Source organism: Gordonia neofelifaecis NRRL B-59395 (assembly GCF_000192435.1).
Classification (GTDB): Bacteria; Actinomycetota; Actinomycetes; order Mycobacteriales; family Mycobacteriaceae; genus Gordonia; species Gordonia neofelifaecis.
Map to the genome: position 1 here is coordinate 111,737 of NZ_AEUD01000004.1, position 24,033 is coordinate 135,769.

General features: G+C 69.1%; 22 protein-coding genes. 20 read left to right on the top strand and 2 right to left on the bottom strand.

Going from position 1 to position 24,033, the window contains the following annotated elements; genetic code table 11:
• Positions 1–22: 22 nt before the first annotated feature.
• Positions 23–838: an LppM family (lipo)protein gene (locus tag SCNU_RS06320; protein ID WP_009678522.1), complete on the bottom strand. Its 816-nt coding sequence runs from the start codon at positions 836–838 to the stop codon at positions 23–25.
• A gap of 83 nt (positions 839–921) precedes the next feature.
• A complete protein-coding gene (locus SCNU_RS06325; RefSeq protein WP_009678523.1) occupies positions 922–1,584 on the bottom strand; it encodes a GNAT family N-acetyltransferase in 663 nt (220 codons plus the stop codon).
• A gap of 259 nt (positions 1,585–1,843) precedes the next feature.
• Here SCNU_RS06325 and SCNU_RS06330 point away from each other — a divergent pair, with 259 nt between their 5' ends.
• The 20 genes from SCNU_RS06330 (at position 1,844) to SCNU_RS06425 (ending at position 23,827) form a co-directional block, all read left to right on the top strand.
• On the top strand, positions 1,844–2,374 hold the full coding sequence (locus SCNU_RS06330) for an SAV_6107 family HEPN domain-containing protein (protein WP_009678524.1): 531 nt from the start codon (positions 1,844–1,846) through the stop codon (positions 2,372–2,374).
• 132 nt (positions 2,375–2,506) lie between these two features.
• On the top strand, positions 2,507–2,923 hold the full coding sequence (locus SCNU_RS06335) for a DUF3040 domain-containing protein (protein ID WP_040517828.1): 417 nt from the start codon (positions 2,507–2,509) through the stop codon (positions 2,921–2,923).
• Positions 2,924–3,424: 501 nt separating this feature from the next.
• Positions 3,425–3,862 (top strand): division/cell wall cluster transcriptional repressor MraZ, encoded by a 438-nt coding sequence (mraZ, locus tag SCNU_RS06340; RefSeq protein WP_009678526.1) that lies wholly within the window; start codon positions 3,425–3,427, stop codon positions 3,860–3,862.
• Between the two features lie 233 nt (positions 3,863–4,095).
• Entirely contained in the window at positions 4,096–5,115 is a 1,020-nt protein-coding gene (rsmH, locus tag SCNU_RS06345; RefSeq protein WP_009678527.1) for a 16S rRNA (cytosine(1402)-N(4))-methyltransferase RsmH, read from the top strand.
• Complete coding sequence (gene ftsL, locus SCNU_RS20585; RefSeq protein WP_009678528.1) at positions 5,112–5,909, top strand: cell division protein FtsL; 798 nt, start codon at positions 5,112–5,114, stop codon at positions 5,907–5,909. Before rsmH ends, ftsL begins: the two co-directional genes overlap by 4 nt.
• 21 nt (positions 5,910–5,930) lie before the next feature.
• Positions 5,931–7,847: a peptidoglycan D,D-transpeptidase FtsI family protein gene (locus SCNU_RS06355; protein WP_040517884.1), complete on the top strand. Its 1,917-nt coding sequence runs from the start codon at positions 5,931–5,933 to the stop codon at positions 7,845–7,847.
• 118 nt (positions 7,848–7,965) lie between these two features.
• Positions 7,966–10,035: a UDP-N-acetylmuramoyl-L-alanyl-D-glutamate--2,6-diaminopimelate ligase gene (locus SCNU_RS06360; RefSeq protein ID WP_009678530.1), complete on the top strand. Its 2,070-nt coding sequence runs from the start codon at positions 7,966–7,968 to the stop codon at positions 10,033–10,035.
• 65 nt (positions 10,036–10,100) lie between these two features.
• Positions 10,101–11,192 carry a phospho-N-acetylmuramoyl-pentapeptide-transferase gene (gene mraY, locus SCNU_RS06365; protein ID WP_009678531.1) on the top strand — a complete coding sequence of 364 codons (1,092 nt, stop codon included), beginning with the start codon at positions 10,101–10,103 and terminating at the stop codon, positions 11,190–11,192.
• A 1-nt stretch (position 11,193) separates the two neighbouring features.
• Complete coding sequence (murD, locus tag SCNU_RS06370) at positions 11,194–12,690, top strand: UDP-N-acetylmuramoyl-L-alanine--D-glutamate ligase (RefSeq protein ID WP_009678532.1); 1,497 nt, start codon at positions 11,194–11,196, stop codon at positions 12,688–12,690.
• On the top strand, positions 12,687–14,474 hold the full coding sequence (gene ftsW, locus SCNU_RS06375) for a putative lipid II flippase FtsW (protein WP_009678533.1): 1,788 nt from the start codon (positions 12,687–12,689) through the stop codon (positions 14,472–14,474). The genes murD and ftsW overlap by 4 nt, the downstream gene beginning before the upstream one ends.
• Positions 14,453–15,640, top strand: a complete 1,188-nt coding sequence (murG, locus tag SCNU_RS06380) for an undecaprenyldiphospho-muramoylpentapeptide beta-N-acetylglucosaminyltransferase (RefSeq protein ID WP_083812563.1) — start codon at positions 14,453–14,455, stop codon at positions 15,638–15,640. The genes ftsW and murG overlap by 22 nt, the downstream gene beginning before the upstream one ends.
• A complete protein-coding gene (gene murC, locus SCNU_RS06385) occupies positions 15,637–17,115 on the top strand; it encodes a UDP-N-acetylmuramate--L-alanine ligase (protein WP_009678535.1) in 1,479 nt (492 codons plus the stop codon). Before murG ends, murC begins: the two co-directional genes overlap by 4 nt.
• Positions 17,112–17,849, top strand: a complete 738-nt coding sequence (locus SCNU_RS06390) for a cell division protein FtsQ/DivIB (protein WP_009678536.1) — start codon at positions 17,112–17,114, stop codon at positions 17,847–17,849. Before murC ends, SCNU_RS06390 begins: the two co-directional genes overlap by 4 nt.
• Positions 17,850–18,027: 178 nt before the next feature.
• Positions 18,028–19,191: a cell division protein FtsZ gene (gene ftsZ, locus SCNU_RS06395; protein ID WP_009678537.1), complete on the top strand. Its 1,164-nt coding sequence runs from the start codon at positions 18,028–18,030 to the stop codon at positions 19,189–19,191.
• Positions 19,191–19,937, top strand: a complete 747-nt coding sequence (pgeF, locus tag SCNU_RS06400) for a peptidoglycan editing factor PgeF (protein ID WP_009678538.1) — start codon at positions 19,191–19,193, stop codon at positions 19,935–19,937. The genes ftsZ and pgeF overlap by 1 nt, the downstream gene beginning before the upstream one ends.
• A complete protein-coding gene (locus tag SCNU_RS06405) occupies positions 19,934–20,674 on the top strand; it encodes a YggS family pyridoxal phosphate-dependent enzyme (protein WP_009678539.1) in 741 nt (246 codons plus the stop codon). The genes pgeF and SCNU_RS06405 overlap by 4 nt, the downstream gene beginning before the upstream one ends.
• A gap of 79 nt (positions 20,675–20,753) precedes the next feature.
• Positions 20,754–21,536 (top strand): cell division protein SepF, encoded by a 783-nt coding sequence (locus SCNU_RS06410; protein ID WP_009678540.1) that lies wholly within the window; start codon positions 20,754–20,756, stop codon positions 21,534–21,536.
• Between the two features lie 101 nt (positions 21,537–21,637).
• Complete coding sequence (locus SCNU_RS06415; protein WP_009678541.1) at positions 21,638–21,937, top strand: YggT family protein; 300 nt, start codon at positions 21,638–21,640, stop codon at positions 21,935–21,937.
• A 328-nt stretch (positions 21,938–22,265) separates the two neighbouring features.
• Positions 22,266–23,060 carry a DivIVA-like cell division protein Wag31 gene (gene wag31, locus SCNU_RS06420; RefSeq protein WP_040517830.1) on the top strand — a complete coding sequence of 265 codons (795 nt, stop codon included), beginning with the start codon at positions 22,266–22,268 and terminating at the stop codon, positions 23,058–23,060.
• Between the two features lie 56 nt (positions 23,061–23,116).
• Entirely contained in the window at positions 23,117–23,827 is a 711-nt protein-coding gene (locus SCNU_RS06425) for a hypothetical protein (RefSeq protein ID WP_009678543.1), read from the top strand.
• Positions 23,828–24,033 lie beyond the last annotated feature (206 nt).

Consider the following 24,033-nt stretch of genomic DNA (forward strand, 5'->3'; position numbering starts at 1 on the left):
CAAGGACTCTCGGCCGGCGAGGTCACTCGGCTTTCGACGTCGCCTCGTCGTCGGCTGTCGTGTCTGACTCGGCGTCCACGGCCTTCTTCGGCTCGTGCTTCGGTCGTCCGGGGCGCGCCGAGCGGTCGCGGTTCTGGTAAGCGGCGTAGACCACCATCCCGACGATGATCGCGCACAGCAGGAACATGAACCACGTCCAGCTGGGGACCGCTGCGGTCGCGGGATCGGCGTACTCGGAGTCGGCCTGCATGTCGACGTTCTGTCCGGGGCGCGGCGTCCAGACCACGGTGTCGTCGCCGATCTGCTTGCCGTTGGTGGCGACGACGTCACCGCCGAAGGTGATCGAGAGGGAGAAGTAGACGCTGTCGGGTTCGGTGCCGGTCAGCGACGCCGACCCCCGGAAACGGACGATGTCGCCGCTGCGGCTCGACTTCAGATGCACCGTCGCCGACGGATCGGGGAGCGCCGCGGCGATGATGTCGCCGAGCTGGCTGAACTGTCCGGCGGACAGGCGGTCGAACGACAGTTCCGAGCCCACCTTGCCGTCCGGCGACGGGGCGCCGTTCGGCGGTGCGGCCGGGGTGGACGACGGAGCGGGCGCCGCGGTGCTGTCGTCGCTCTTCTCGGGGTAATCGGTCGCCCAGACCTGGCCGCTGAGGGACGCGGGGATGTCGAACGACGGCTTCGTCGGGTGCTGGTCCGGCGAAGTGGCGACGATGACCGTTCCGGAGAACTGATCGCCCACGGTGGTCGACTTGGTGAGGCATCCGCTGAGCAGCGGCAACATCGCCAGCAGTCCGACGAGGGCGAGCGCAGGGGCGCGGCGGATCGAAGTCACCGCCTCATGGTGCCAGAAGCCCTCCGCCAACCGGCGCAGTGTCGGCCCCGGTGCGTCGGAATCGTCGAGCGACTCGGAGTCGGTCAGCGGCGGTGGTCGTCGAGGGGGAGCGGCCGACCGAGGAAGGCGAACGGCCGGGAGTCGCCTGCGAAGGTGAAATGACGGAGCACGTCGACGAATCCGAGTCGCCGATACAGGCTCCACGCCCGATTGTCCTCGCCGTGGACCTCGGGCGTCGACAGCAGTACTTTCTGCTCTGGGCGATCGGCGAGCAGCGCGGTCAGCAGGCGCTCGCCGACGCCGCGCCCCTGCCCGGCCGGATGGACGTGGAGTTCGGTGAGCTCGAAGTAGTCGCGCATGAACTCGCGGGCGTCCGCGGGGCCGGTCCCGGCGCGCAGCAGACCCGAGTAGAGCTGGCGATTCCACCATTGATCGGGAGCGCCGCGATAGCCGTAGGCGACGCCGATCAGGATCTCGCGCTCGGAGACGGCCAGGGGAGCGCGGACTCTCAACCGCGAGTACGCCGGCCGCAGCGAGTCGAGTGCGGACACGGTGGTGAACGCCCCGTATGCGGACCAGCCGGGACGGGCGATGTGATCTCGCCACAGTGGCAGGCGGTGCGTCTCGCTCCCACGCGGATAGTGCATGGCGGTGATGTAGGTGTGCACCGCCGGGTCGAGCCAGAGATGCGCGAGGTCGGCGGGGAGCGGGGCGACGCGGACGGGCGTGCTGTCGAGGGGTGCCATCGCCGCTCCTTTCATCGATCGCCGAGTGCAGCCTTTGGGAGCCTATCGGGACTTGCCCGACGGCCCGTACACCGGCTACTGTTGCCAGTAATCGAACTGGTGTTCGCACACGGTCCGAGAACCCGGTGGCCCGGCGATGGGGAAGACATCGCCGGGCCATTGGCGTCTGTGGGGACTCCGGCGAGAATTGTCGTACGTGTCTGCGATGGTGACCTCACCAGCCCGGGAATGCCGGGCGCAGACACGAAGGATGAGAGTCATGGCGCGAGCAGCAGGCGGGCCCGGTCGATCCACCGAGCTGCGGCTCGCCGTCGCACGGCCGACGGGTGCGGCGCCGCAGGAGTCCGGCGTCGACCCGCGCGTCGTGCACCGCAGTCGGGATCTGCTGGATCGGGCCGAGGTCCTGTTCGATGAGGCGGCCTCGGTGGAGGACGACGGCGCCGAGCGGTTCCGTCTGTTCTATCTGGCGGCGATTCGGGCCGCCGGTGCGGTCCTGGAGGTCTATGAGCCGACGGGAACGACTCGACGCCGCCGCGGGGCGTCGGATGCGTGGAGCCGAATCAAAGCTCGGGCGCCTCAGTGCAGTGAGCTCGCCGACTATTTCGGTGAGCTCTCGACAATGCGTGCGCACGTGGAGGCCGGGCTCGTGCGGTCGGTGGATCCCACGTTCTGTGCGCGTGTCGAACGCCGGGCGGTCGAGTTCTTGGACGTCGCCGATTCCACGCTCCTGGCGTACGAGCAGGGCAAGTTGACGTCGAGGCGAACGGCGGCGCGCGGGACGGTGGCGTGACGGTGGCCCCGCAAACGCGTGATTGTGGACGCATAGTCGGCCAATGGTGGTCGTTGGCCGCTTCGACTCGTACTATTGAGTTGTAGAGGTGAGAAAACGACCATCTCGCCACGAGTCAGTAAGGGAGGAGCGGTGCCGCTTTCAGAGCACGAGCAGCGCATGCTCGATGAGATAGAGAGCGCCCTTTACGCTGAGGACCCGAAGTTCGCGTCCAGCGTGACGCGGCACAAGGTGCGTCTGCCGAACACGCGTCGCCGGATCGTCGTCGCACTCGGGTTCCTCGCTGGGCTCGCATTGCTGGTCGGCGGTTTGATGGTCGACGTCGAGATCGGTGGCCTGAAGGTTCTGAGCTTCATCGGCTTCCTGTTGATGTTCGGCATGGCCGTCTACGGGCTGATGGGTGGACGGCGCAGCATGTCGGGGCCGGGCGCCGGCTCCTCGTCGAAGAAGAACAAGTCCGGTAGTGCTGCCGGCGGACACGGTTCGCTGAGTCAGCGCATGGAGGACCGTTTCAATCGGCGATTCGAAGGCGACGATCGAGATCTGTGATTCGTCACCTGCCTGACGCGGCATAGCGTCGACGAGGTCTCCCGAAGCGGGGCCGCATTCCTTTCCTGAGGAGAGGAATGCGGCCCCGCTTCTCGTCGTGCTCGGGTTCGCTCGATACGAGCGCGTGGACTCTCAGCCACTGGGCCCCACGTCTTCTCGCAGAGCTTCCCCACATTCGGTCTCCCCACTTCGCCCCACCCGGTCTCCCCACTTCGCCCCACCCGGTCTCCCCACTTCGCCCCACATCGATGAAATCTGACTCTCACCAGTCACTTTGATCGATTTCAGTACCAGTTCTGTGCCGAGAAGTGATCTGCGACACGGCGTGTCTTCCTGAGAATCACCTCAGTGGCATGGCCTTTGACCTGCTGATTTACCTCAAAGTGGAGTGGTGGTGGGGCTTGTGGGATGGAAAGTGGTGGAAAGTGGGGTACTGTGGGTGTCACTGGGCGAGGGGATCACCGGAAAACCCCGAACCCGGGAGGGCGAGGAGGTGTCGACGTGGCTCGTTTCGTCGGTACCTACACACCGAAGCTCGACGACAAAGGGCGGCTTACGTTGCCCGCGAAGTTCCGCGAAGCACTGGCAGGAGGGGTCATGGTCACACGAAGCCAGGACCGCAGCCTCTCGGTGTACCGGGCCGAGGAGTTCGACGCCATCGCAGACAAGGCGGTGTCGGCGTCTCGCAACGATCCGGAGGCACGCGCCTTTCTGCGGTACTTCTTCGCCGGCGCCGACGAGCAGCGGCTCGACGGCCAGGGGCGGGTGAACCTCTCAGCCGAGCATCGCGAGTACGCGGGACTCAGCAAGGAGTGCGTCGTCATCGGCTCCTACGACCATCTGGAGATCTGGGACGCGCAGAGTTGGCGCGATTACCAGGACCAGCATGAGGAGGCCTTCTCGAGTGCCGGTTCGTCGGCCCTCGACGCGATCCTCTGACGAGGTTCGCAGCACGTGAATTGAACATCGGAGATTACGACTTCTGCGGTGAGTCGAGGCCCCGGCCCGATCGACCCTGACGTACTTCCCCAACGCCAGGTGCGCTCGGGCAGGGACCCCGTCTCATCGCAGCTCCGTGTCGATGGAGCGCAGTGCGTGATCTCCGAATCCGTCGCAGGGGGCGACGGCGCAATCGACCGGCACAGTTCTCACGGCAACAGGGAGGGAGTGGGGTGAACTCACCGCAGCAAGGCGACCACGGGCACGTCCCGGTGATGGCCGATCGGATGTTCGCACTGCTCGAGCCCGCCCTGACCCGCGTGAGCGCCGACGGCACCGGCGCGGTCCTCGTCGACGGGACGCTGGGCGCAGGCGGCCACACCGAGTACTTCCTCGACCGTCTCGACGGACTGTATGTGATCGCGATCGATCGCGACACGTCCGCGATCGGCATCGCGTCGGAGCGCCTCGGACGGTTCGGCGACCGCGTCGAGTTCCATCACAACCGATACGACGAGATCGAGGACGTCGTGCACGCCGCGGGCCGGACCGTCGTCGACGGTGTGCTGCTCGATCTCGGAGTGTCGTCGATGCAGCTCGACCGGGCCGAACGGGGATTCGCGTACGCCGTCGACGCGCCGCTCGACATGCGGATGAACGCCGACGACGAGCTGACGGCGGCCGACATCCTCAACACCTACGACCACGGCGCGCTGGCGCGGGTGCTGAGCGAATACGGCGAGGAGCGCTTCGCGGGGAAGATCGCCTCCGCCGTCGTCCGCGAGCGCGCCAAGGAGCCGTTCACCACGAGCGGCCGGCTGGTGGAGTTGCTGTACGCGACGATTCCGGCGGCCACTCGGCGCACCGGAGGTCATCCTGCGAAGCGCACCTTCCAGGCGCTGCGGATCGAGGTCAATCACGAGCTCGACTCGCTGCGCGGAGTGATCCCGGCGTCGCTAGAGGTGCTCGGCATCGGCGGGCGTCTGGCGGTGATGAGCTACCAGTCCCTGGAGGACCGGATCGTCAAGCGCGACTTCGCTCGCGCGGTCGAGAACACCACGCCTGCCGGACTGCCGGTGGACTTGCCCGGCACCGCGCCGGAGTTCTCGCTCGTCACTCGCGGCGCCGAGCAGGCGGACGCAGCCGAACGCGCGGCCAATCCACGCTCGGCTCCGGTCCGGATCCGAGCCATCGAACGCATCGCCCGACACACGGCTGCGGGCACGACAACCGGCGGAAGGGGAGCCAAGTGACGCTCACGGACACTCGCACAGCAGCATCGGGTGCGCGCGAGAGTTCCGACCGTCGACGGCGCCATGGGGCCGCCGCGAGCGAGCGTCCCTCCCGGTCGAAGGCTGCGCAGCGGGCGCTCGATCGGCGCAGCCGACGCGAGTCCGGCGTCGCTCGGCTGCCGATGACCGGTCGGCGGATCGCCGGCGTTCCGCTGGTGGTGCCGATCCTGATGCTGGTGCTCGGCGCGTTGGCCCTCACCCTATTTCTGACGACCAAGTCGGCGCAGGACTCGTACGCGATCGACGCCTTGCGCAAGGAGAACCAAGAGCTGCAGGCGCGCGCCTCGGAGCTCAAGGCGGCGTCGGACGCCGGAGATCAGGCGCCGGCGATCGCCAAGGCTGCGGCTCGCCAGGGCATGGTTCCGGCGCAGAACTCCGCCGAGATCATCATCGGTCCCGACGGCAAGGCGCGTCTGCGCGGCACTCCGACCCCGGCGGACGGCAGCCCGCTGCCGGACCTGAACCCGGCACCGGATCCCGTCGACAAGATCGACAAGAGCAAGGTCGACGATTCGGAGGGGTTGGGCGCCGATCAGGCGACCGCGTCGACCCCGCCCTCGGCACCGGCACAGTCCACGCCGCCGCCGTCGTCGACGGGTCCGGCTCCCAATCCGCGGCCGTCGACGACGCCTCGGACGAATCCGGCACCCGCGACGTCGGTGCGCCCGGACACCCGCACCCGGGTGAGTCAGAACACGAACGTGACGCCCCGAACGTCCGCCACGCCGCCCGCCAATACCGCGCCCGCACGCTGATGCGGGAGACAATCGGTGATCATGACCCGAACTCGTTCCGCGCGCTCAGCTGAGGCGAGGGGGAGTGGCCGTGACGTCGGCTCGTCGAGCGGCGCCGGTGCGCCACCGCCCAAGCCGCCGCGTCCGTTCGACCGGTCCGGACAGGGGCCGTCGAAGTTCGTCGGCCGCCAGCGCGCACTGTGGGTGATCGTGCTGGTGATCGCGCTCATCATCTCCGGCCGGATGCTCTACGTCCACGTGATCGCGGCGGACTCCATCTCGGCGCAGGCCTCGGAGCAGCGGTCGATCACGCAGGAGCTGCCCGCAGTGCGCGGCAGCATCGTCGACCGCAACGGTCGGCTGTTGGCGCACACCGACGACGCCCGCGCCCTGACCTTCCAGCCGAAGGCGGTCCGCAAGCAGATCGCCGAGGAGCACAAGAAGGATTCGACGGTTCCGGACGTGGACGTGCGGCTCAAGCAGATCGCCGACGGCGTGTCCTCGGCGCTGGGCGGAAGTATCGCGTCCGACGACTTGCTCGCACAGATGAAGTCCGACAAGGACTTCGTCTACCTGGCGCGGCTGGTCTCGCTCGACGTGACCAAGAGGATCCAAGACCAGTTCCCCGAGGTCGGTGCGGAACGGCAGAGCAACCGGCTGTATCCCGGTGGCTCGCTGGCCGCCAATCTGGTCGGCGATGTCAACTTCGACGGCAACGGGCTGATCGGGCTCGAGTCCTCGCTGGACTCCGCGCTCGCGGGCACCAACGGCACCGAGACCTTCGACCGCGGACGCGACGGCGCGATGATTCCCGGCAGCAAACGCAATGTGCACCCGGCGGTCGACGGGAACACCGTTCACCTGACGATCGACTCGGACCTCCAGTGGTTCGTCCAGAGTCAGGTCAACCTCGCGAAGGCGAAGTCGGGCGCCCACAACGTCTCCGCGGTCGTGCTCGACTCGCGGACCGGCGAAGTCCTGTCGATGGCGAACGACAGCACCTTCGACGCCTCACGACCGTTGTCCGACCAGCCCAAGGCCGATCTGGGCAATCGCTCGGTGACCTCCCCGTTCGAGCCGGGATCGGTCAACAAGATCGTGACGGCGTCGGCCGCCATCGAGTACGGCGTCACGACGCCCGACGAAGTGCACCAGGTTCCGGGCTCGATCCGGATGTCCGGCATCACCGTCAACGACGCGTGGACGCACGGGACGGCGCCGTACACGACCACCGGAATCTTCGGGAAGTCGTCGAACGTCGGCACCCTCATGCTCGCGCAGAAGGTCGGGGAGCAGCGGTTCGCCGACATGCTGGCCCGTTTCGGCCTTGGTGAGCGGACCGGCGTCGGCCTGCCGGGCGAGAGTCCCGGTGCGGTGCCCGCGCTGAGTCAGTGGTCGGGCGGTTCGTTCGCCAATCTGCCCATCGGCCAGGGACTGTCGACCACCCTGCTGCAGATGGCGTCGATGTACCAGGCCATCGCCAACGACGGCGTCCGCATCCAGCCGCGGATCATCGCCGCGGACGACGATGAGGAGGCCGGGGTCACCGAGCCGGAGTCGGTGCGCGTGGTCAGCCCGAAGACCGCGAAGACCGTCCGCGACATGTTCCGCGCGGTGATGCAGAAGGATCCCGACGGCGGGAACCAGACCGGCACCGGCTACTCCGGGGCGATTCCCGGCTATCAGACCTCCGGCAAGACCGGTACCGCCCAGCAGGTCGACCCGGCGTGCAACTGCTACTCGCGGTCGAGCTACAACATCACGTTCGCCGGCATCGCCCCGGCGGACGATCCCCGGTTCGTCATCGGCATCATGATGGACAACCCCGTCCGAAGCTCGGACGGCAGCGGCGGTCAGTCGGCCGCCCCGCTGTTCGGGACGATCGGGTCCTGGCTGCTGCGGCACGATCAGGTGCCGTTCTCACCGGAGCAGACGCCGGTCCTGCGCCTGGAGGCATGAGGCTCGCCCGGATTCCACGGTAGATTCATTGCGTCGTCGTTCGCGGGTCGTTCGATGCGCGGACGGGGTTTCGGAAGTGTCAGTCGGACGAGAAGGTCAAGGCGGAGGTCTGAAGGTAGTGGTTGAGCCGCGAGCCGGTAGTACGAACAGCGGGCCGATCCGTCCCGCGCACACCCGGCCGGTCGCCTTGAGCGCCCTGGCCGCGGGGTTCGGCCTGGAACTGCACGGCGACGACCGCGACGTCTCCGGTGCCACGCTCCGCGCCCAGGACGCAGGCGCGGGCTATCTGTTCGCGGCACTGCCCGGCGACCGCACTCACGGTGCGAACTACGCAGCACAGGCGCGGGCGGCGGGAGCGGCGGGTGTACTCACCGACCCGGCGGGCCTGGCACTGATCCGCGAGGATCCGGAGGCGGCCGACGTGACGGTGCTCGTGCACGCGCGTCCGCGCGAGGTCCTCGGCGCGGTGTCGGCGCGGATCTACGGCGATCCGTCGTCGCGGCTCACGCTCATCGGGATCACCGGAACGTCCGGCAAGACGACGACCGCCTATCTGGCCGAGGCCGCGCTGCGCGCCGCGGGCCGTGTGGTCGGACTCGTCGGCACGGTCGAGATCCGGGTCGACGGCACCGTGGTGCCCAGTTCGCTGACCACGCCCGAGGCGCCCGATCTGCAGCGGATGTTCGCGGTGATGGCCGAGCGCGGCGTCGACACCGTCGTCATGGAGGTCTCCAGCCACGCACTCGCGCTCGGCCGGGTCGACGGCTGCCACTTCGCCGTCGGAGGTTTCACGAACCTGTCCCAGGACCACCTGGACTACCACCGCACGATGGACGAGTACTTCGCGGCCAAGGCCCGGCTGTTCGAGGCGGGTTCGCCGACGCGCGCCCGGCAGGCCGCGGTGTGCGTCGACGACGTATGGGGCAGGCGGGCCGCAGACGTGGCCGCGCAGGGCGCCGCGACGCCGATCACGGTCTCGACGACCGGACCCGCGGACTGGTCGGTGGTGCGGACGGTCCGGACCGATGCCGGTTCGCAGACGGTGCTGATCGCGGGCCCCGACGGCGCCGAGACGGAGATGACCGTCCCGCTGCCCGGCGCGTACAACGTCGCCAACGCATTGCTCGCCGTCGCGATGACGGTGGCCGCGGGCACCGATGTCGACACCGCAGTGGCCGGGCTCGCGCACGTCGCCGTGCCGGGCCGTCTCGAGAAGGTGGAGCGTGGCCAGGAGTTCCTCGCCGTGGTCGACTACGCGCACAAGCCCGCCGCCGTGGAGGCGGTGCTCGCGACGCTCGGCGCGCAGACCCGGGGACGGCTCGCCGTCGTGCTGGGAGCGGGCGGCGACCGCGACACCGAGAAGCGGCCGCTGATGGGCGCCGCCGCGGCACGCGGCGCCGACCTGGTGATCGTCACCGACGACAACCCGCGGTCGGAGCCGCCGGCGGACATCCGCGCCGCAGTGCTCGCCGGGGCGCGCTCGGTCGATGCGGCGCGCGGGGAGATCCGCGAGATCGGCGACCGCCGTGACGCCATCGCCGCGGCCGTCGACTGGGCTCGGCCCGGAGACGTCGTGCTGATCGCGGGCAAGGGGCATGAGAAGGGACAGGAGATCGACGGCGTGAAGCATCCATTCGACGATCGGCAGGTGCTCGGCGAACTGCTCTCCGACCGCGCGGCCGCTCCGTCCACCGCACTGCGAGTACTGATCGCGGATCCGGCGGCGGGGGTCGACGAGGCACGGCGAGCGGTCCGGGATCTGGTCGCGCTGGCCGCGGACACCGGTGTCGGCAGCGCGCATCGCACCGGCGACGCCGCGCATCGCACCTGGGTGATCTTCGGGGAGTTCGCCGACGTCGACGGGCGCGACGAGAACGCCCGCTGCATCGACCACGACGGGCTCGGCAGGCAGATCGTCCGGCTGGCCGTGGACAAGGTGATCGCGGTGGGCGACACGGTGCGCGCGGTGCGGGCGCTGCACCAGGGCGCGGTGATGGAGGGCTCGTGGGGCGATGAGGCGGTCCTGGCCGCGACGCCGGCCGCGGCCGTCGAACATCTGCGCACGGTTCCCGCGGACGCTCCCGGTGCGGGTGACCTGGTGCTCGTCGCCGGCGGGGAGCTCGGCGACGCCCTGCTCGCGTACTGGCGTGACGAGGCCGGCCTCGCCGTGGAGGTGGTCACCCGATGACCCGTCGACCGCGTTGTGCACGCTAGATTCTTAAGTTCACCGATACCGACGAGTAAGGACATGCAGTGACCCAGATACTGATCGCGGGCGCGATCTCGCTGGCAGTGTCGATTCTGCTGACGCCTGTGCTGATCAAGGTCTTCTCCCGGCAGGGCTTCGGCCAGGAGATCCGCGTGGAGGGTCCGCAGAGCCACCAGTCCAAGCGCGGTACGCCGTCCATGGGCGGTGTCGCGATCGTCGCAGCACTCTGGCTCGGCTACCTGGGCGCGCACCTGTTCGGTCTGCTGGACGAGGGCAGCGGCCCCACGGCGTCGGGACTGCTGGTGCTCGGCCTGGCGACGGCCCTCGCCGCGGTCGGCTTCCTCGACGACTTCATCAAGATCTACAAGTCTCGCAACCTCGGACTGAACAAGACCGCGAAGTCGGTGGGTCAGATGGTCGCCGCGATCATCTTCGGCGTCCTGCTGCTCCAGTTCCCGAACGCCGAGGGCCAGACGCCGGCGAGCGAGTACCTGTCGTACACGCGGGACATCAACGTCATCTCGCTGACCGCCGTCGGCTTCGTGCTCTTCTGCTGGCTGGTGGTCGCGGCATGGTCGAACGCGGTGAACTTCACCGACGGACTCGACGGACTCGCCGCGGGCTCGGCGGCGATGGTGATGGGCGCTTACGTGCTGATCACCTTCTGGCAGTTCCGCAATCCGTGCGCGCCGCTTCCGGCCAACGCGGAGAACGCCAGCGCCTGCTACGACGTCCGCGACCCGCTCGACCTCGCGATCGTCGCGGTCGCCGCGGGCGGTGCGTGTCTGGGCTTCCTGTGGTGGAACGCCGCACCGGCCAAGATCTTCATGGGTGACACCGGTTCGCTCGCGCTCGGCGGACTCGTGGCGGGCCTGTCGCTGACCACTCGCACCGAACTCCTCATGGTCGTCATCGGCGCCCTGTTCGTCGCCGAGATGGTCTCGGTCGTGGTGCAGATCGCGGTGTTCCGGACCACCGGCAAGCGGGTGTTCCGAATGGCGCCGTTCCATCACCACTTCGAGCTCGGCGGGTGGGCCGAGACCACGGTCATCATCAGATTCTGGTTGTTGACCGCGATCTCGTGCGCGCTCGGCCTGACGCTCTTCTACGGCGAGTTCATCTCGCACGCCGGCTGACATGACGCTGAGTCTGGATCGGTCCCGTGTCCTCGTCGCGGGCGGTCGTGCCACGGGTGTCGCCGTCGTCGAGCTGCTGCTGGACCTCGGCGCCCGCCCGGAGGTGATGGATCAGACGTTCGCCGATCCGGCGGCCGGCGCAGACTTCCGGAATCGGGGGATTCCGGTCCATGCGCCGGGGGATTTCGCCGAACCCGACGGGTCGGCTCGACTCCCGGTCGGCGTGGAGCTGGTGGTCGTGTCGCCGGGCTTCCGGCCGGACACCCCGCTGCTGGTGGCCGCTGCCTCCGCAGGTGTGCCGGTGTGGGGCGACGTGGAGCTCGCCTGGCACGCCGACCGAGCCGGGCTCTTCGGGGCGCCGCGGTCGTGGCTGGTGATCACCGGGACCAACGGGAAGACGACCACGACGGGCATGACCGAGGCGATCGTGACCGCGGCAGGTCTGTCCGGACTGGCCTGCGGAAACATCGGTCTCACGGTGGCGGACGCACTCCGTGCGGAACCTCGCGCGGACGTGCTGTGTGTCGAGATGTCGTCGTTCCAGCTGCACTGGGCGCCGTCGGTCCGGCCCGACGCCGGGGTGGTGCTGAACGTCGCGGACGACCACCTCGACTGGCACGGTTCACTGGACGCCTACGCCGCGGCCAAGGCGCAGGCGCTGCTCGGCGCGGTCGCGGTGGTCGGTGACGACGATGCGGGGGCCGCTGCGCTTCCGGTCGGCCCTGACTCGCGCCGGATCGGCTTCACGCTCGGCGCTCCGGCGGCCGGTGACCTCGGCATCGTCGACGGAATGCTGATCGATCGCGCTTTCGATGATCAGCCGGTGCCGCTGATCGCGGTCGCGGGCGTCCGGCCGGCGGGGCCATCGGGCCTGTCGGACGCATTGGCCGCCGCCGCACTCACCCGCGCGATCGGCGTGCGCCCGGACGCCGTCGCGCAAGGTCTGCGCGACTATGAGCCGGCCGCGCACCGCGGGCAGGTCGTCGCGCGGATCGACGGCGTCGACTTCATCGACGATTCGAAGGCCACCAACCCGCATGCCGCGCACGCCGCGGTGGTCGCGCACGACCGTGTCGTGCTGATCGCCGGCGGTCTGCTCAAGGGCGCGCCCGTCGACGACCTCGTCCGGGACACCGCCTCGCGGCTCGCCGGAGTCGTCGCGATCGGGACGGATCGGCAGATCATTCTCGACGCGATTGCGCGACACGCCCCAGAAGTCCCAGCCGTCACAGTATTCACAAGGGACGATGGCTCTGTGATGACTCAGCGGACTGGTGAACAGGCACTTGCCGTCGCTGCGACCGGATCGGCGGACGTGGTGATGAGTCAGGCGGTCGACGCCGCCTGGCAGTTGGCGCGGGCGGACGAGTCGGGTGCGGACGCGGTGCTGCTGGCGCCCGCGGCCGCGTCGCTGGACATGTTCGCCGGGTACCCGCAGCGCGGCGACTCGTTCGCCGCCGCCGCGACCGCCCTCGCCGACGCCGCCTCGAGCCGATGAGCTCCGGCGACGAGAAGCCCGACGTCGCCGAGACCGTCGACGACACGTCGGCCGAGACAGAGTCCGCGCCCGGAGGGGGGACTGCTCTCGATGAGTCCGAGTCGGCTTCCGGCGAGTCCGCGGAATCGGAGCCGACCGACCGCGATCCCCGCCGGTCCGCTCGGCGGGGCCGTGGCCGTACCGGACGCCGGGACCGCCGCCGGCCCGCTGCGCCGACTGCGGACCCGCTCCACCGGCTCCGCGTGATCCGGGCGTCGGACGTGAAGTCCGGTGGGACGTTCCTCGTCAACGGCGTCCGGAATCTGCTTGCGCGGCCGCTGACGTCGTTCCATCTGATCGTCTCGATCACGGTGATCCTGGTGGCGCTCGGCCTGATGATGGTCCTGTCCGCATCAGCCGTCGAGGGCTACGCCAAGGACGGGTCCGCGTACGGAATGTTCACCACGCAGGTGATGTTCGTGTCGCTGGGTCTGGTGCTCTTCTACGTCGCGGTGCGGATGCCGGTGCGGACCATTCAGAAGGCGTCGTTGCCGATTCTGCTGATCTCAGTGGTCCTGCTCATCCTCGTCATGATCCCGGGGCTCGGCGTCGCGGGCGGCGGCGCGCGGCGCTGGCTGTCGTTCGGCGGCCTCACCCTCCAGCCGTCCGAGCTGGCCAAGGCGGCGTTGTGCATGTGGGGAGCCGCCGTGCTCTCGACGCGTGACCCGAGGACGTCGAGCACCCGGGATCTGATCTTCCCGCTGATCCCGGTCGCCTTCGGTGTCGCGTTCCTGGTGATCATCGAGCCCAATCAGTCCACCACGATGATTCTCGGCATGATCGTGGCGACGCTGCTGTGGTTCGGCGGTCTGCCGGGGCGGTTCTTCGCCGCTTTCGGCGTGGTCTTCGCGATCGCAGGTGTCGCGCTGGCGTTCGCCGAGTCCTACCGCGCGGCGCGCATCTTCAGCTTCCTGGGCCGTGACGCAGATCCGCTGGGCGCCGACTACCAGCCGAATCAGGCGAAGTTCGCGCTCGCCGACGGCGGGCTGTTCGGCAAGGGGCTGGGGCAGAGCACCGCGAAATGGAACTACCTGCCGAACGCGCACAACGACTTCATCTTCGCGATCATCGGCGAGGAGCTCGGCCTGGTCGGTGGAATCATCGTCCTCTGCCTGTACCTGCTGCTCGGTTATGTCGGCATGCGTATCGCGCGCCGATCGGTGGATCCGTTCCTGCGCCTGATGTCGGCCACCATCACGGTGCTGTTCCTGATGCAGGCGTTCATCAACATCGGCTACGTGGTCGGGATTCTGCCGGTCACCGGCATTCAGCTGCCGATCCTGTCCTACGGCGGCACTTCGGCGCTGACGATGCTCGCCATGCTCGGGCTGTTGGCCAATGCCGCGCGTCACGAACCGGACGCGGTCGCCGCCCTGGCCGGGCCGGCGCCGAAGGGGCTGTCGCGACTCCTGCGACTGCCGCGGCCCGAGGCCTACCGCTCCGCGAGACAGCCGGACCGAAGGCGAGCGTCGTCGGCGACGTCGGGCAGGCGGCCGGCACCGGTGCGCGGGCCGTCCGCGGGCGGTCGACGCGAAGCGCCGCGCAGCTGGGCCACGCGTCCGCGGACACCGGCGGCCGACCGGCCGCGTCGCGGCCGATGGTCGGGCGAGTCGAGCTCGGGAGAGATCCACTATCCTGCAAGGGGTGCTCGGCCGAACCGGTCGTGGCAGGAATCGAGAGCGCCGGCCCCGCATGAACGTCCGCGTCGGGCCGGCCGAGGCGAATGGGAGAACGGTCGCCGGTGAGCGTGCGAAGTCGGTCGCAAGAGAACGGGTCCGGGCTTTCGGTGGTGGTCGCGGGTGGCGGCACCGCCGGCCACATCGAGCCCGCGTTGGCGGTCGCCGACGCCGTGCGCGACCTGGATCCGACCGCGCGCGTCACCGCGCTGGGGACCAGTCGCGGACTGGAGACCAAGATCGTCCCGGAGCGCGGCTACGACCTCCGGCTGATTCCGCCGGTGCCGCTCCCTCGGAAACCCGGCATGGAGCTGGCCAAGACGCCGTGGCGACTGACACGCTCGGTGTCGGCGACACGCAAGGTCCTCGCCGACGTCCGGGCCGACGTGGTGATCGGCTTCGGCGGCTACGTCGCACTGCCCGCCTACCTGGCCGCGCGGAGTCACGTCCGCGGCGGCAAGCGGATTCCGGTGGTCCTGCACGAGGCGAATGCGAGCGCGGGTGTCGCGAACAAGGTCGGTGCCAGGCTCGCCGACCGGGTGCTCGCCGCGGTGCCCGACTGCGGGCTCGCGGATGCCGCCGTGGTCGGTATTCCGGTGCGCGGAGCCATCACGCACCTCGACCGCGCAGCGATGCGCGCCGAGGCCCGGACCTTCTTCGGCCTGGACCAGGACGCGCCGACGCTGCTGGTGTTCGGCGGTTCCCAAGGCGCCCAGCGACTCAACGAGGCGGTGGCGCCCGCAGCGTCCGCGCTCGGCACCGCGGGCATCGGTGTTCTCCACGCGTACGGACCCAAGAACACCATCGATCCGCAGTCGCCGCCGGGCGCACCGGCCTACGTCGGCGTCAGCTACCTGAATCGAATGGACCTGGCCTATGCCGCGGCCGACCTGGTGATGTGCCGCTCGGGCGCGATGACGGTCGCCGAGATCTCGGCGACCGGGCTGCCCGCGGTCTACGTGCCGTTGCCGCACGGCAACGGAGAACAGCGGCTCAACGCACTGCCCGCCGAGCAGGCCGGGGGAGCGATCATCGTCGACGACGGGACCGTCACCCCCGAGTGGGTGTCGCGCGAGATCCCCGCACTGCTGAACGACGCGGACCGGCTGCGGCAGATGAGTGCGGCGGCCTCGGGCCTCGGACATCGGGACGCCGCGGTCGCGGTCGCGACGGCAGCACTGGAACTGGCAGCGGACCGGCGCGGCGCGTCGTCGACGCGGGACGGACGACGATGAGCACACCGGCGATCGAGAACACGCTGCCGCCGCTCCTTCAGCGCGTGCACATGGTCGGCATCGGCGGCGCCGGGATGTCGGGGCTCGCCCGCATCCTGCTCGCCCGCGGCGGCCAGGTGTCGGGGTCCGACGCCAAGGACTCACGAGGCGTCCTCGCTCTGCGGACCCGCGGTGCGCAGGTCCGGATCGGTCACTCACCGGAGGCCCTCGACGTGCTCGACGGTGGTCCGACCGTGGTCGTGACCACCCGTGCCGCCGTGCCGGACGACAATCCGGAGCTGGTGGAGGCGCGTCGGCGGGGCATCCCGGTGGTGTACCGGCCCGAGGTCCTGGCGCTGCTGATGCAGGGCGATCGCACCGTGTTGATCTCGGGAACGCACGGCAAGACATCGACCACTTCGATGTCGGTGGTCGCGCTTCAGCACTGCGGCGTTGACCCGTCGTTCGCCGTCGGCGGCGAGCTCAACGAGTCGGGGACCAACGCCCACCACGGCAGCGGTGACGTCTTCGTCGCCGAGGCCGACGAGAGCGACGGATCCCTGCTGCAGTACACGCCGGACATCGTGGTGGTGACGAACATCGAGGCCGATCACCTCGACTTCTTCGGCAGTGAGGCCGCGTACGTCCAGGTCTTCGACGACTTCGTCGCGCTGATCCGCTCCGGCGGCACACTCGTGCTCTGCCTCGACGACCCCGGCGCCGCGGCGCTCGCCGCCCGCTGCCAGGCGGACTGCGCCCGCCGGGGAGTCACCGTTCTCGGTTACGGGAGCACCGGTCACACGCCCGTCGACGGTGTTCCGGTGGTCGCGGAACTGGCCGCCGTCGTCCCGCACGGCGCGGGCAGCGTCGCGACCGTCCGGCTGTCGTCACCGCTGGTCGAGAAGGCGCAGACCCGCGAACTGGCGGTGACCCTGCCCGGGCGGCACATGGCGCTCAACGCCCTCGGCGCGCTGATCGCGTGCACCCGTACCGGACAGGACGTCGACGCCGTCGCGGCGGGCATCGAGAGCTTCGGCGGCGTGCACCGTCGGTTCGAGTTGCGTGGCCGCGCGCGCGACGTCGACGTCTACGACGACTACGCGCACCACCCGACGGAGGTGCGGGCGGTGCTGACCGCCGCCCGGGAGGTCGTGGCTGCGGGTTCGGGCCGCGTCATCGCCGTCTTCCAGCCGCACCTGTACTCGCGGACCGCGGAGTTCGCGCCCCAGTTCGGCGAGGCGCTGAGCCTCGCCGACGATGTGATCGTCGCCGACGTCTACGGCGCCCGCGAACAGCCGCAGCCGGGGGTCACCGGCCGGCTGATCTCCGACGCGGTGGCCGGGCCCGCTGCGTTCGTTCCGGACGCGTCCCGGATCGCCGATGCGGTCGCCGAGCGGGCGCGTCGCGGCGACCTCGTGCTGACGATCGGCGCGGGCGACATCACCATGCAGGCTCCGGCCATCCTCGAGGCCCTGGACCGGTCCGGCGAAGAATGAGCCGGTCGGACAAGCAGGGTCGCGGGACGTCCAAGCGGGGTCGCGGGACGTCGCGTCGGTGGCAGGGGATCGGCGCGGCCGTCGCGCTCGTCGTCGTGATCGGCGGACTCGCGGCCATCGCATACTTCACGCCCCTGATGTCGGTTCGCACGGTGGACGTCACCGGCACGACGTCGGTCGACACCGGCGAGGTGCTGCGAGCCGCGCAGGCGCCGGAGGGGTCGCCGCTCCTGCAGGTCGATACCGCCGCTGTCGCCGACCGGGTGTCGCAACTTCCCCAGGTCGAGTCGGTGAACGTCAGCCGCGGTTATCCGTCGACTCTGTCGATCTCGGTCACCGAGCGCACTCCGGTGGTGACTGTGGCGCGCGACGGCAAGGTCGGGATCATGGACCGGCTCGGCATGGTGTACCTCACGTTCGACTCGAGCAAGAGTGTTCCCAAATCACTTCAGGGGCTGCCTGCGCTGGAGATGGCGGACCCGGGCGCGAACAACCCGACGACGAAGGCCGCTCTGACGGTGGTGCAGGACCTGCCCGACTGGCTGCGGCCGCGCGTCACCGCGGTCGCCGCCGAGTCGCCGTCGGACATCACCCTGACGCTGCGCAGCGGAAAGAAGGCGGTCTGGGGCGATTCCGGGCGGAGTGCGGATAAGGCCGAGGCGTTGCGTAACCTGCTGATGGTGGACGGGAATCGGTACAACGTATCGAGCCCCGAGTACACGTCCGTCAGCTGACCGCGCGGGCTCCGGCGACTTCTGCGTCCACGATTCGCGGCACTGATTTCGCGACACGCCGCGCGCCTCCTGGCACCGCGGGGTTGTGATCAATACCGTCTTTTTCAACACCCGTACTTGACATAACTATAACCCTCTGGTTGAGCTTTAGGGTTCTGTTTCGAAGTAGGAAGGCATCATGACGCCACCGCATAACTACCTGGCTGTCATCAAAGTCGTCGGCATCGGCGGCGGTGGCGTCAACGCTGTCAACCGGATGATCGAGCAGGGCCTGAAAGGCGTTGAGTTCATCGCGATCAACACCGACGCTCAGGCGCTGCTGATCTCCGACGCCGATGTGAAGCTGGACATCGGCCGCGAGTCGACACGCGGGCTCGGCGCGGGCGCCAACCCCGACGTCGGCCGAATGGCGGCGGAGGACGCGAAGGACGAGATCGAAGAGCTCCTCAAGGGTGCCGACATGGTCTTCGTGACGGCCGGCGAGGGCGGTGGCACCGGCACCGGCGGTGCGCCGGTGGTCGCGTCCATCGCACGCAAGCTCGGCGCCCTGACTGTCGGCGTCGTGACCCGCCCCTTCTCGTTCGAGGGCAAGCGTCGCGGCAACCAGGCCGAGCAGGGCATCACGGCGCTGCGCGAATCCTGTGACACCCTCATCGTGATCCCGAACGACCGCCTGCTGCACCTCGGCGATGCTCAGGTCAGCCTGATGGACGCCTTCCGCAGTGCCGATGAGGTGCTCCTCAACGGTGTTCAGGGCATCACGGACCTGATCACCACGCCCGGACTGATCAACGTCGACTTCGCCGACGTCAAGGGCGTGATGAGCGATGCGGGCAGCGCATTGATGGGCATCGGTGCCTCGCGCGGCGAGGACCGCGCACGCAAGGCCGCCGAGTCGGCGATCAACTCGCCCCTGCTCGAGGCGTCGATGGAGGGCGCGCGCGGCGTGCTGATCTCGATCGCCGGCGGCAGCGACCTCGGCCTGTTCGAGATCAACGACGCGGCCTCGCAGGTGCAGGAGGCCGCTCACGAGGACGCGAACATCATCTTCGGCACGGTGATCGACGACAACCTCGGCGACGAGGTGCGCGTCACGGTCATCGCCGCGGGCTTCGACGGCGGCTCGCCGTCCAAGCGGCAGGCCGCGGCAGCGGCGGCGCCTGCGAGCAACGCGGGCATCGCGCAGGTGTCGGCCGGGGAGACGTCCAAGCCGGCTGCGGGCGACCCCCTGTTCGGCGACCGGCGCGAGCGCTCGGGCAACCCGTTCGGGGAGCCGACGCCGCGTCGCAATTCGGTACGTCTCGACGATGACGACGTCGACGTCCCCGACTTCATGAAGTGATGGAGTCTGAGCAGGCGGAGCGTCCCTTCGCCGTCCGGCGCGCGGTCACCACGCGCGCCGGTGGCGTCTCCGGGGCTCCCTACGATTCGTTCAACCTCGGCGACCACGTCGGTGACGACCCGGCCGCGGTGGCGGCCAACCGCGAGCGGCTCGCCCGCGATCTCGGGGTGGCGCCGGAGCGGGTGGTGTGGATGGAGCAGCTCCACACGCGCAATGTCACCGTTGTCGACGGGCCGGTGACCGAGCCGGTCCCGGCGACCGACGGTCTCGTCACCGATCAGCGTGACCTCGTTCTCGCAGTGCTGACCGCGGACTGTGTGCCGGTGCTGCTGAGTGACGACGAGGCCGGCGTGATCGCGGCGGTCCACGCCGGTCGGGTCGGTGCCCGGATCGGCATCGTTCCCGAGGCCCTCAAGGCGATGATCGGCCTCGGCGCCAGTCCGGAGCGGATCGGCGCCTTTCTGGGACCAGCGGCGAGCGGCGAACGCTATGAGGTTCCGGCCGCGATGCAGGCGGACGTGGAGAGGCATCTGCCGGGGAGTGCGTGTCGCACGTCGAAGGGGACGCCCGGCCTCGATCTCCGCGAAGGCATTCGGCGGCAGCTCCTCGCCGCCGGGGTGTCTGCCGTCGCTGTCGACCCCCGCTGCACGATCGGTGACACGACACTGTTCAGCCATCGCCGGGGTGCACCGACCGGTCGTCTGGCGTCGGTCATCTGGATGGACTCCGCCGGAGCGCGGAAGTGACGCAGGCGCCCGACGCCCGCACCGCCGAGCTGGCCGCCGCACTCGCGGCGACCCGTCGGCGTATCGACGCGGCGGCCGAGTCGGCCGACCGCGACCCGGGCGAGGTGACGCTGCTGGTGGTCACCAAGTTCTTCCCGGCGGATGACGTGCTGCGTCTGCTCGACCTCGGTGAGCGGGAGTTCGGCGAGTCGCGGGAGCCGGAGGCCGGCCGGAAGATGGCTGCGGTGCGCGCGGCGTCGGACGTCGAGTTCGCTGCGGACATGATCGGCAGCGTCCAGCGGAAGAAGGCGGGCGGCATCGCCCGCTGGGCGCGGCGCGTGCACTCGGTCGACTCACTCGCCCTGATCGAGGCCTTCGACGGCGCCTCGTCGCGCGCGCAGGACTCGGGGGACCGCACGGGTCCGCTGGGGATGATGCTGCAGGTCAGCCTGGACGGAGATCCCGATCGCGGCGGTCTGCCCGTCAGCGGGCTGGCCCAGGCCGCGGACCGGGTGCTGGCGAGCCCCGATGCCCTCCGGCTCGACGGACTGATGCTCATCGCACCGCTGGGCATGGACCCAGGCGAGGCGATGTCGCGTCTGGCGGAGATTCGATCGCACTTCCTCGATCGGTATCCGGATGCGCGGGAGCTGTCGGCGGGGATGTCCGGTGACCTCGAATCGGCGATCGCGCACGGATCGACGTGTGTGCGTGTCGGAACCGCAATTATGGGCGCGCGGCCGATACTCTCGCTTTAGTCACACTGGTCACAACAGAACCACTAGCGATCAGGTGTAGCACTATCCGCCCATGACTTCACTCTCAGGAAGGCTCGCAATGACGACGATGCAGAAGTTCAAGGCATATTTCGGCATGGTGCCTCCGAGTGAGTTCGAGGACGACTACCTTGCCGACCCCGACGAGCAACAGGCCATGTCGGCGCGCGAACGTGCCTACATGGACAAGTACCGCAGCAGTGCCACCCGCGACGACGGGTTCTACGGCGACGAGGGCTTCCGTGACCGCGACCGCGATCGTGACTACCGGGACCGTGAGCCGGTGTACCGCGAGCCCGAGTACCGCGAGCCCTACGGGGAGGCGGAGCCCCGCTATCGCGAGTCGGCGTACCGCGAGGCCGATTTCGCACGATCGATGGACGATCGCGGTTTCGCGCCTCGAATGGACTCCGACCGCTCGTACGTCGGCAGTCGTCGCTCCCCGGACGTCGAATCGGTTCGGAGGCTCGAGCCGCTGAACCGTTCGTCCAACGTCACCGTCCGGGGGGCCAACGCCGTCGCGCTGGACCCGCAGGTCGACAACGATCCGCTGTCGGAGAGCGCCATGAACAAGATCTCGACGCTGCGGCCGTCCGACTACTCGGAGGCCCGGACCATCGGCGAGCGGTTCCGCGACGGAAGTCCGGTGATCATGGATCTCGCAGACATGAGCACCGACGAGGCCAAGCGGCTCGTCGACTTCGCCGCCGGCCTGGTGTTCGCGCTGCGCGGGTCGTTCGACAAGGTCGCGACCAAGGTGTTCCTGCTCTCGCCGCACGGTGTGGACGTCAGCCCCGAGGAGCGCAAGCGCATCGCCGAGAGCGGCTTCTACAACCAGTCGTGATCGCCTGCGGGCGCCCGTCGCCCGTGCTCCGAACCTCGCGCCGTCCCGGTCTCCACCGGGGCGGCGCGGCGCGTTCCGGGGGAATCAGGCACCCTTGAGGGGTGAGCACATTCCTGTGGATCCTGTACTTCGTGCTGTTCTGTTACGTCCTGCTGCTGCTGGGCCGCTTCGTGGTGGAGATGGTGCAGTCGTTCGCGCGCCGCTGGCGGCCGTCGGGCGCGGCCGTCGTGGTCATCGAGTTGGTCTTCACGCTGACCGACCCGCCGGTGAAACTGCTCAGAAGGCTCATTCCGCCGTTGCCACTGGGGCCGGTGCGGCTGGATTTGTCACTGATGATCGTGTTGATCGTGTTGTCGATCTTGATGCGGGTCGTTCTGGGGTTCGCGATCAGCGCCACCTGAATCACATAGATGTGATCTACCGAATAGTTGCAGGTGACGAAGTGAAAATCGACAATTCTGCCTCTAGCGCGTGTCATTTTCGCAGGCGACGGCGTATCTGGTATTCGGCCTAGATTCGATTGCGAACGGGACGCGGCCAGACAACACGGCTTGGTCCTCGTGTGACGAGATGACACGCTAGTTACGTAGTGGTACTGGTATTAATAGAAATGCGATCAAGTTCGGAACGGGTCGTGTTCGCTTGCGCGGACCGACGTTCCGGCTGATTGCGCCAGAAGATGACGTGTACGGAAACAACACGCAGAATTGACCAAGGGGAGAGGCAGAAATGCGGCTCACACCAGCTGATGTGCATAACGTCGCGTTCAGCAAACCGCCGATCGGTAAGCGCGGTTACAACGAGGACGAGGTGGATCAGTTCCTCGACTTCGTCGAGGCTGAACTCGCACGTCTGATCGATGAGAACACCGACTTGAAGCAGCGCGTCGGCGAACTCGAGACCGAACTGGACGAGGCCCGCGCCGGCGCCCCGGAAGGTCGTACCCAGGCGTTCACCGCGGTCGCCGAGCAGGCGCCCGCTCCGGCGCCGGAGCCGGCTCCGGCAGCCCCCGTCGCGCAGGACGAGGAGGCGAGCATGCGAGCCGCCCGCGTTCTGGCGTTGGCTCAGGACACCGCGGACCGGGTCACCGGCAGTGCGCGGAGCGAGGCCGAGGGCCTCATGTCGGAGGCGCGCCAGCGCTCGGACGCGATGGTCGCGGACGCGCAGTCCAATGCCGATGCGACGCTCGCCGACGCCCGTCAGCGCAGCGAGGCGCTGCTGGCCGACGCGCAGACGCGCGCCGAGACGCAGGTCCGTCAGGCGCAGGAGCGTGCCGACTTCCTGCAGCGTGACGCCGAGCAGAAGCACACCGAGATCATGACGACGATCAACCAGCAGCGCACGGTGCTGGAGGGTCGTATCGAGCAGCTCAAGACCTTCGAGCGCGAGTACCGCACCCGACTCAAGACCTACCTCGAGTCCCAGCTCGAGGAACTGCAGCAGCGCGGCAGCGCGGCTCCGGTCGAGAGCGGCCAGGCGGCCGGCTACGCACCCGAGGGCGGGTACCCGCAACAGAGCAGCTGACCCGGGTCTGACATCGACGTGTACACGCGCATCTTCTCCGAACCGACGAGGGTGACATGCTGAGCCTCGCGCTGGCCGCCACCCTCGTCGGTTTCGGCCTTCTGGTGGTCGCACTCGTGACCAGTAATCTTCCGCTCGCGATCGCCTGCGTGGTGGTCTGCGTGATCGGCCTGATCCTGCTGATCGTCGACACCCTCCGGGCGAACCGCCGGGGTGGGACCGGCGCCGAGGACGAACCGCTCTTCACCATTCGCGGCCGCGAGTCCGCGGCCCGCGAGGAGCCGCTCGACGAGGACGCGGATTCCGCCGAAACCGTGGCCGCCGAAACCGCACACGACGACGAGTGGCACGAGCCGGAAGCCGAGGGCCTGGGCTCCATCGTCTCGACGCCGCAGGAGCCGCTCGTCGACCAGCCCACCGATCCCGGCAACGGCGAACTCTCGTCTCTGGCCGGCACGCCCGAGCCCGAGGGCGTCCCCAACGGCGACGTCAACGACTACCTGCGGGCCACCGGATCGTTCCCAGCGGCCTCCCCGGTTCCGCCGCAGACGCCACCGACCTCCGGTGAACCGGCCGGTTACGCCGAAGACCGGGACCCGCAGCAACCGGCGGACCCCTATGTCGGGCGTCGTCGACTCGCCGGTGACCCGACCGATGACATCGTCGTGCGGTCGTCCGATCCGGACCTGCCCGCGATGCAGTTCGTGTGGGAGGATCCGTCGGAGTCGACCGACGGCGGCAAGCCGAAGGGCGACTCGACCGACTGAGGGGTCGACGAGTCAGTGCAGTACACTGGTAGTTCGCAGCGATGATCCGGCCATCACCGGTGAGCTCCCGGAAGAACGGACCGACGACGGTCTCAGTAGAACCGGGCGGGCGCGGCCCGAAACAGCCGCACCGATGAGAGGCGCATTCGTCGAGAGTGCGCAAGCGGGGTGGTACCGCGCTACGACCGCCGGGCACTGAGCCCGCC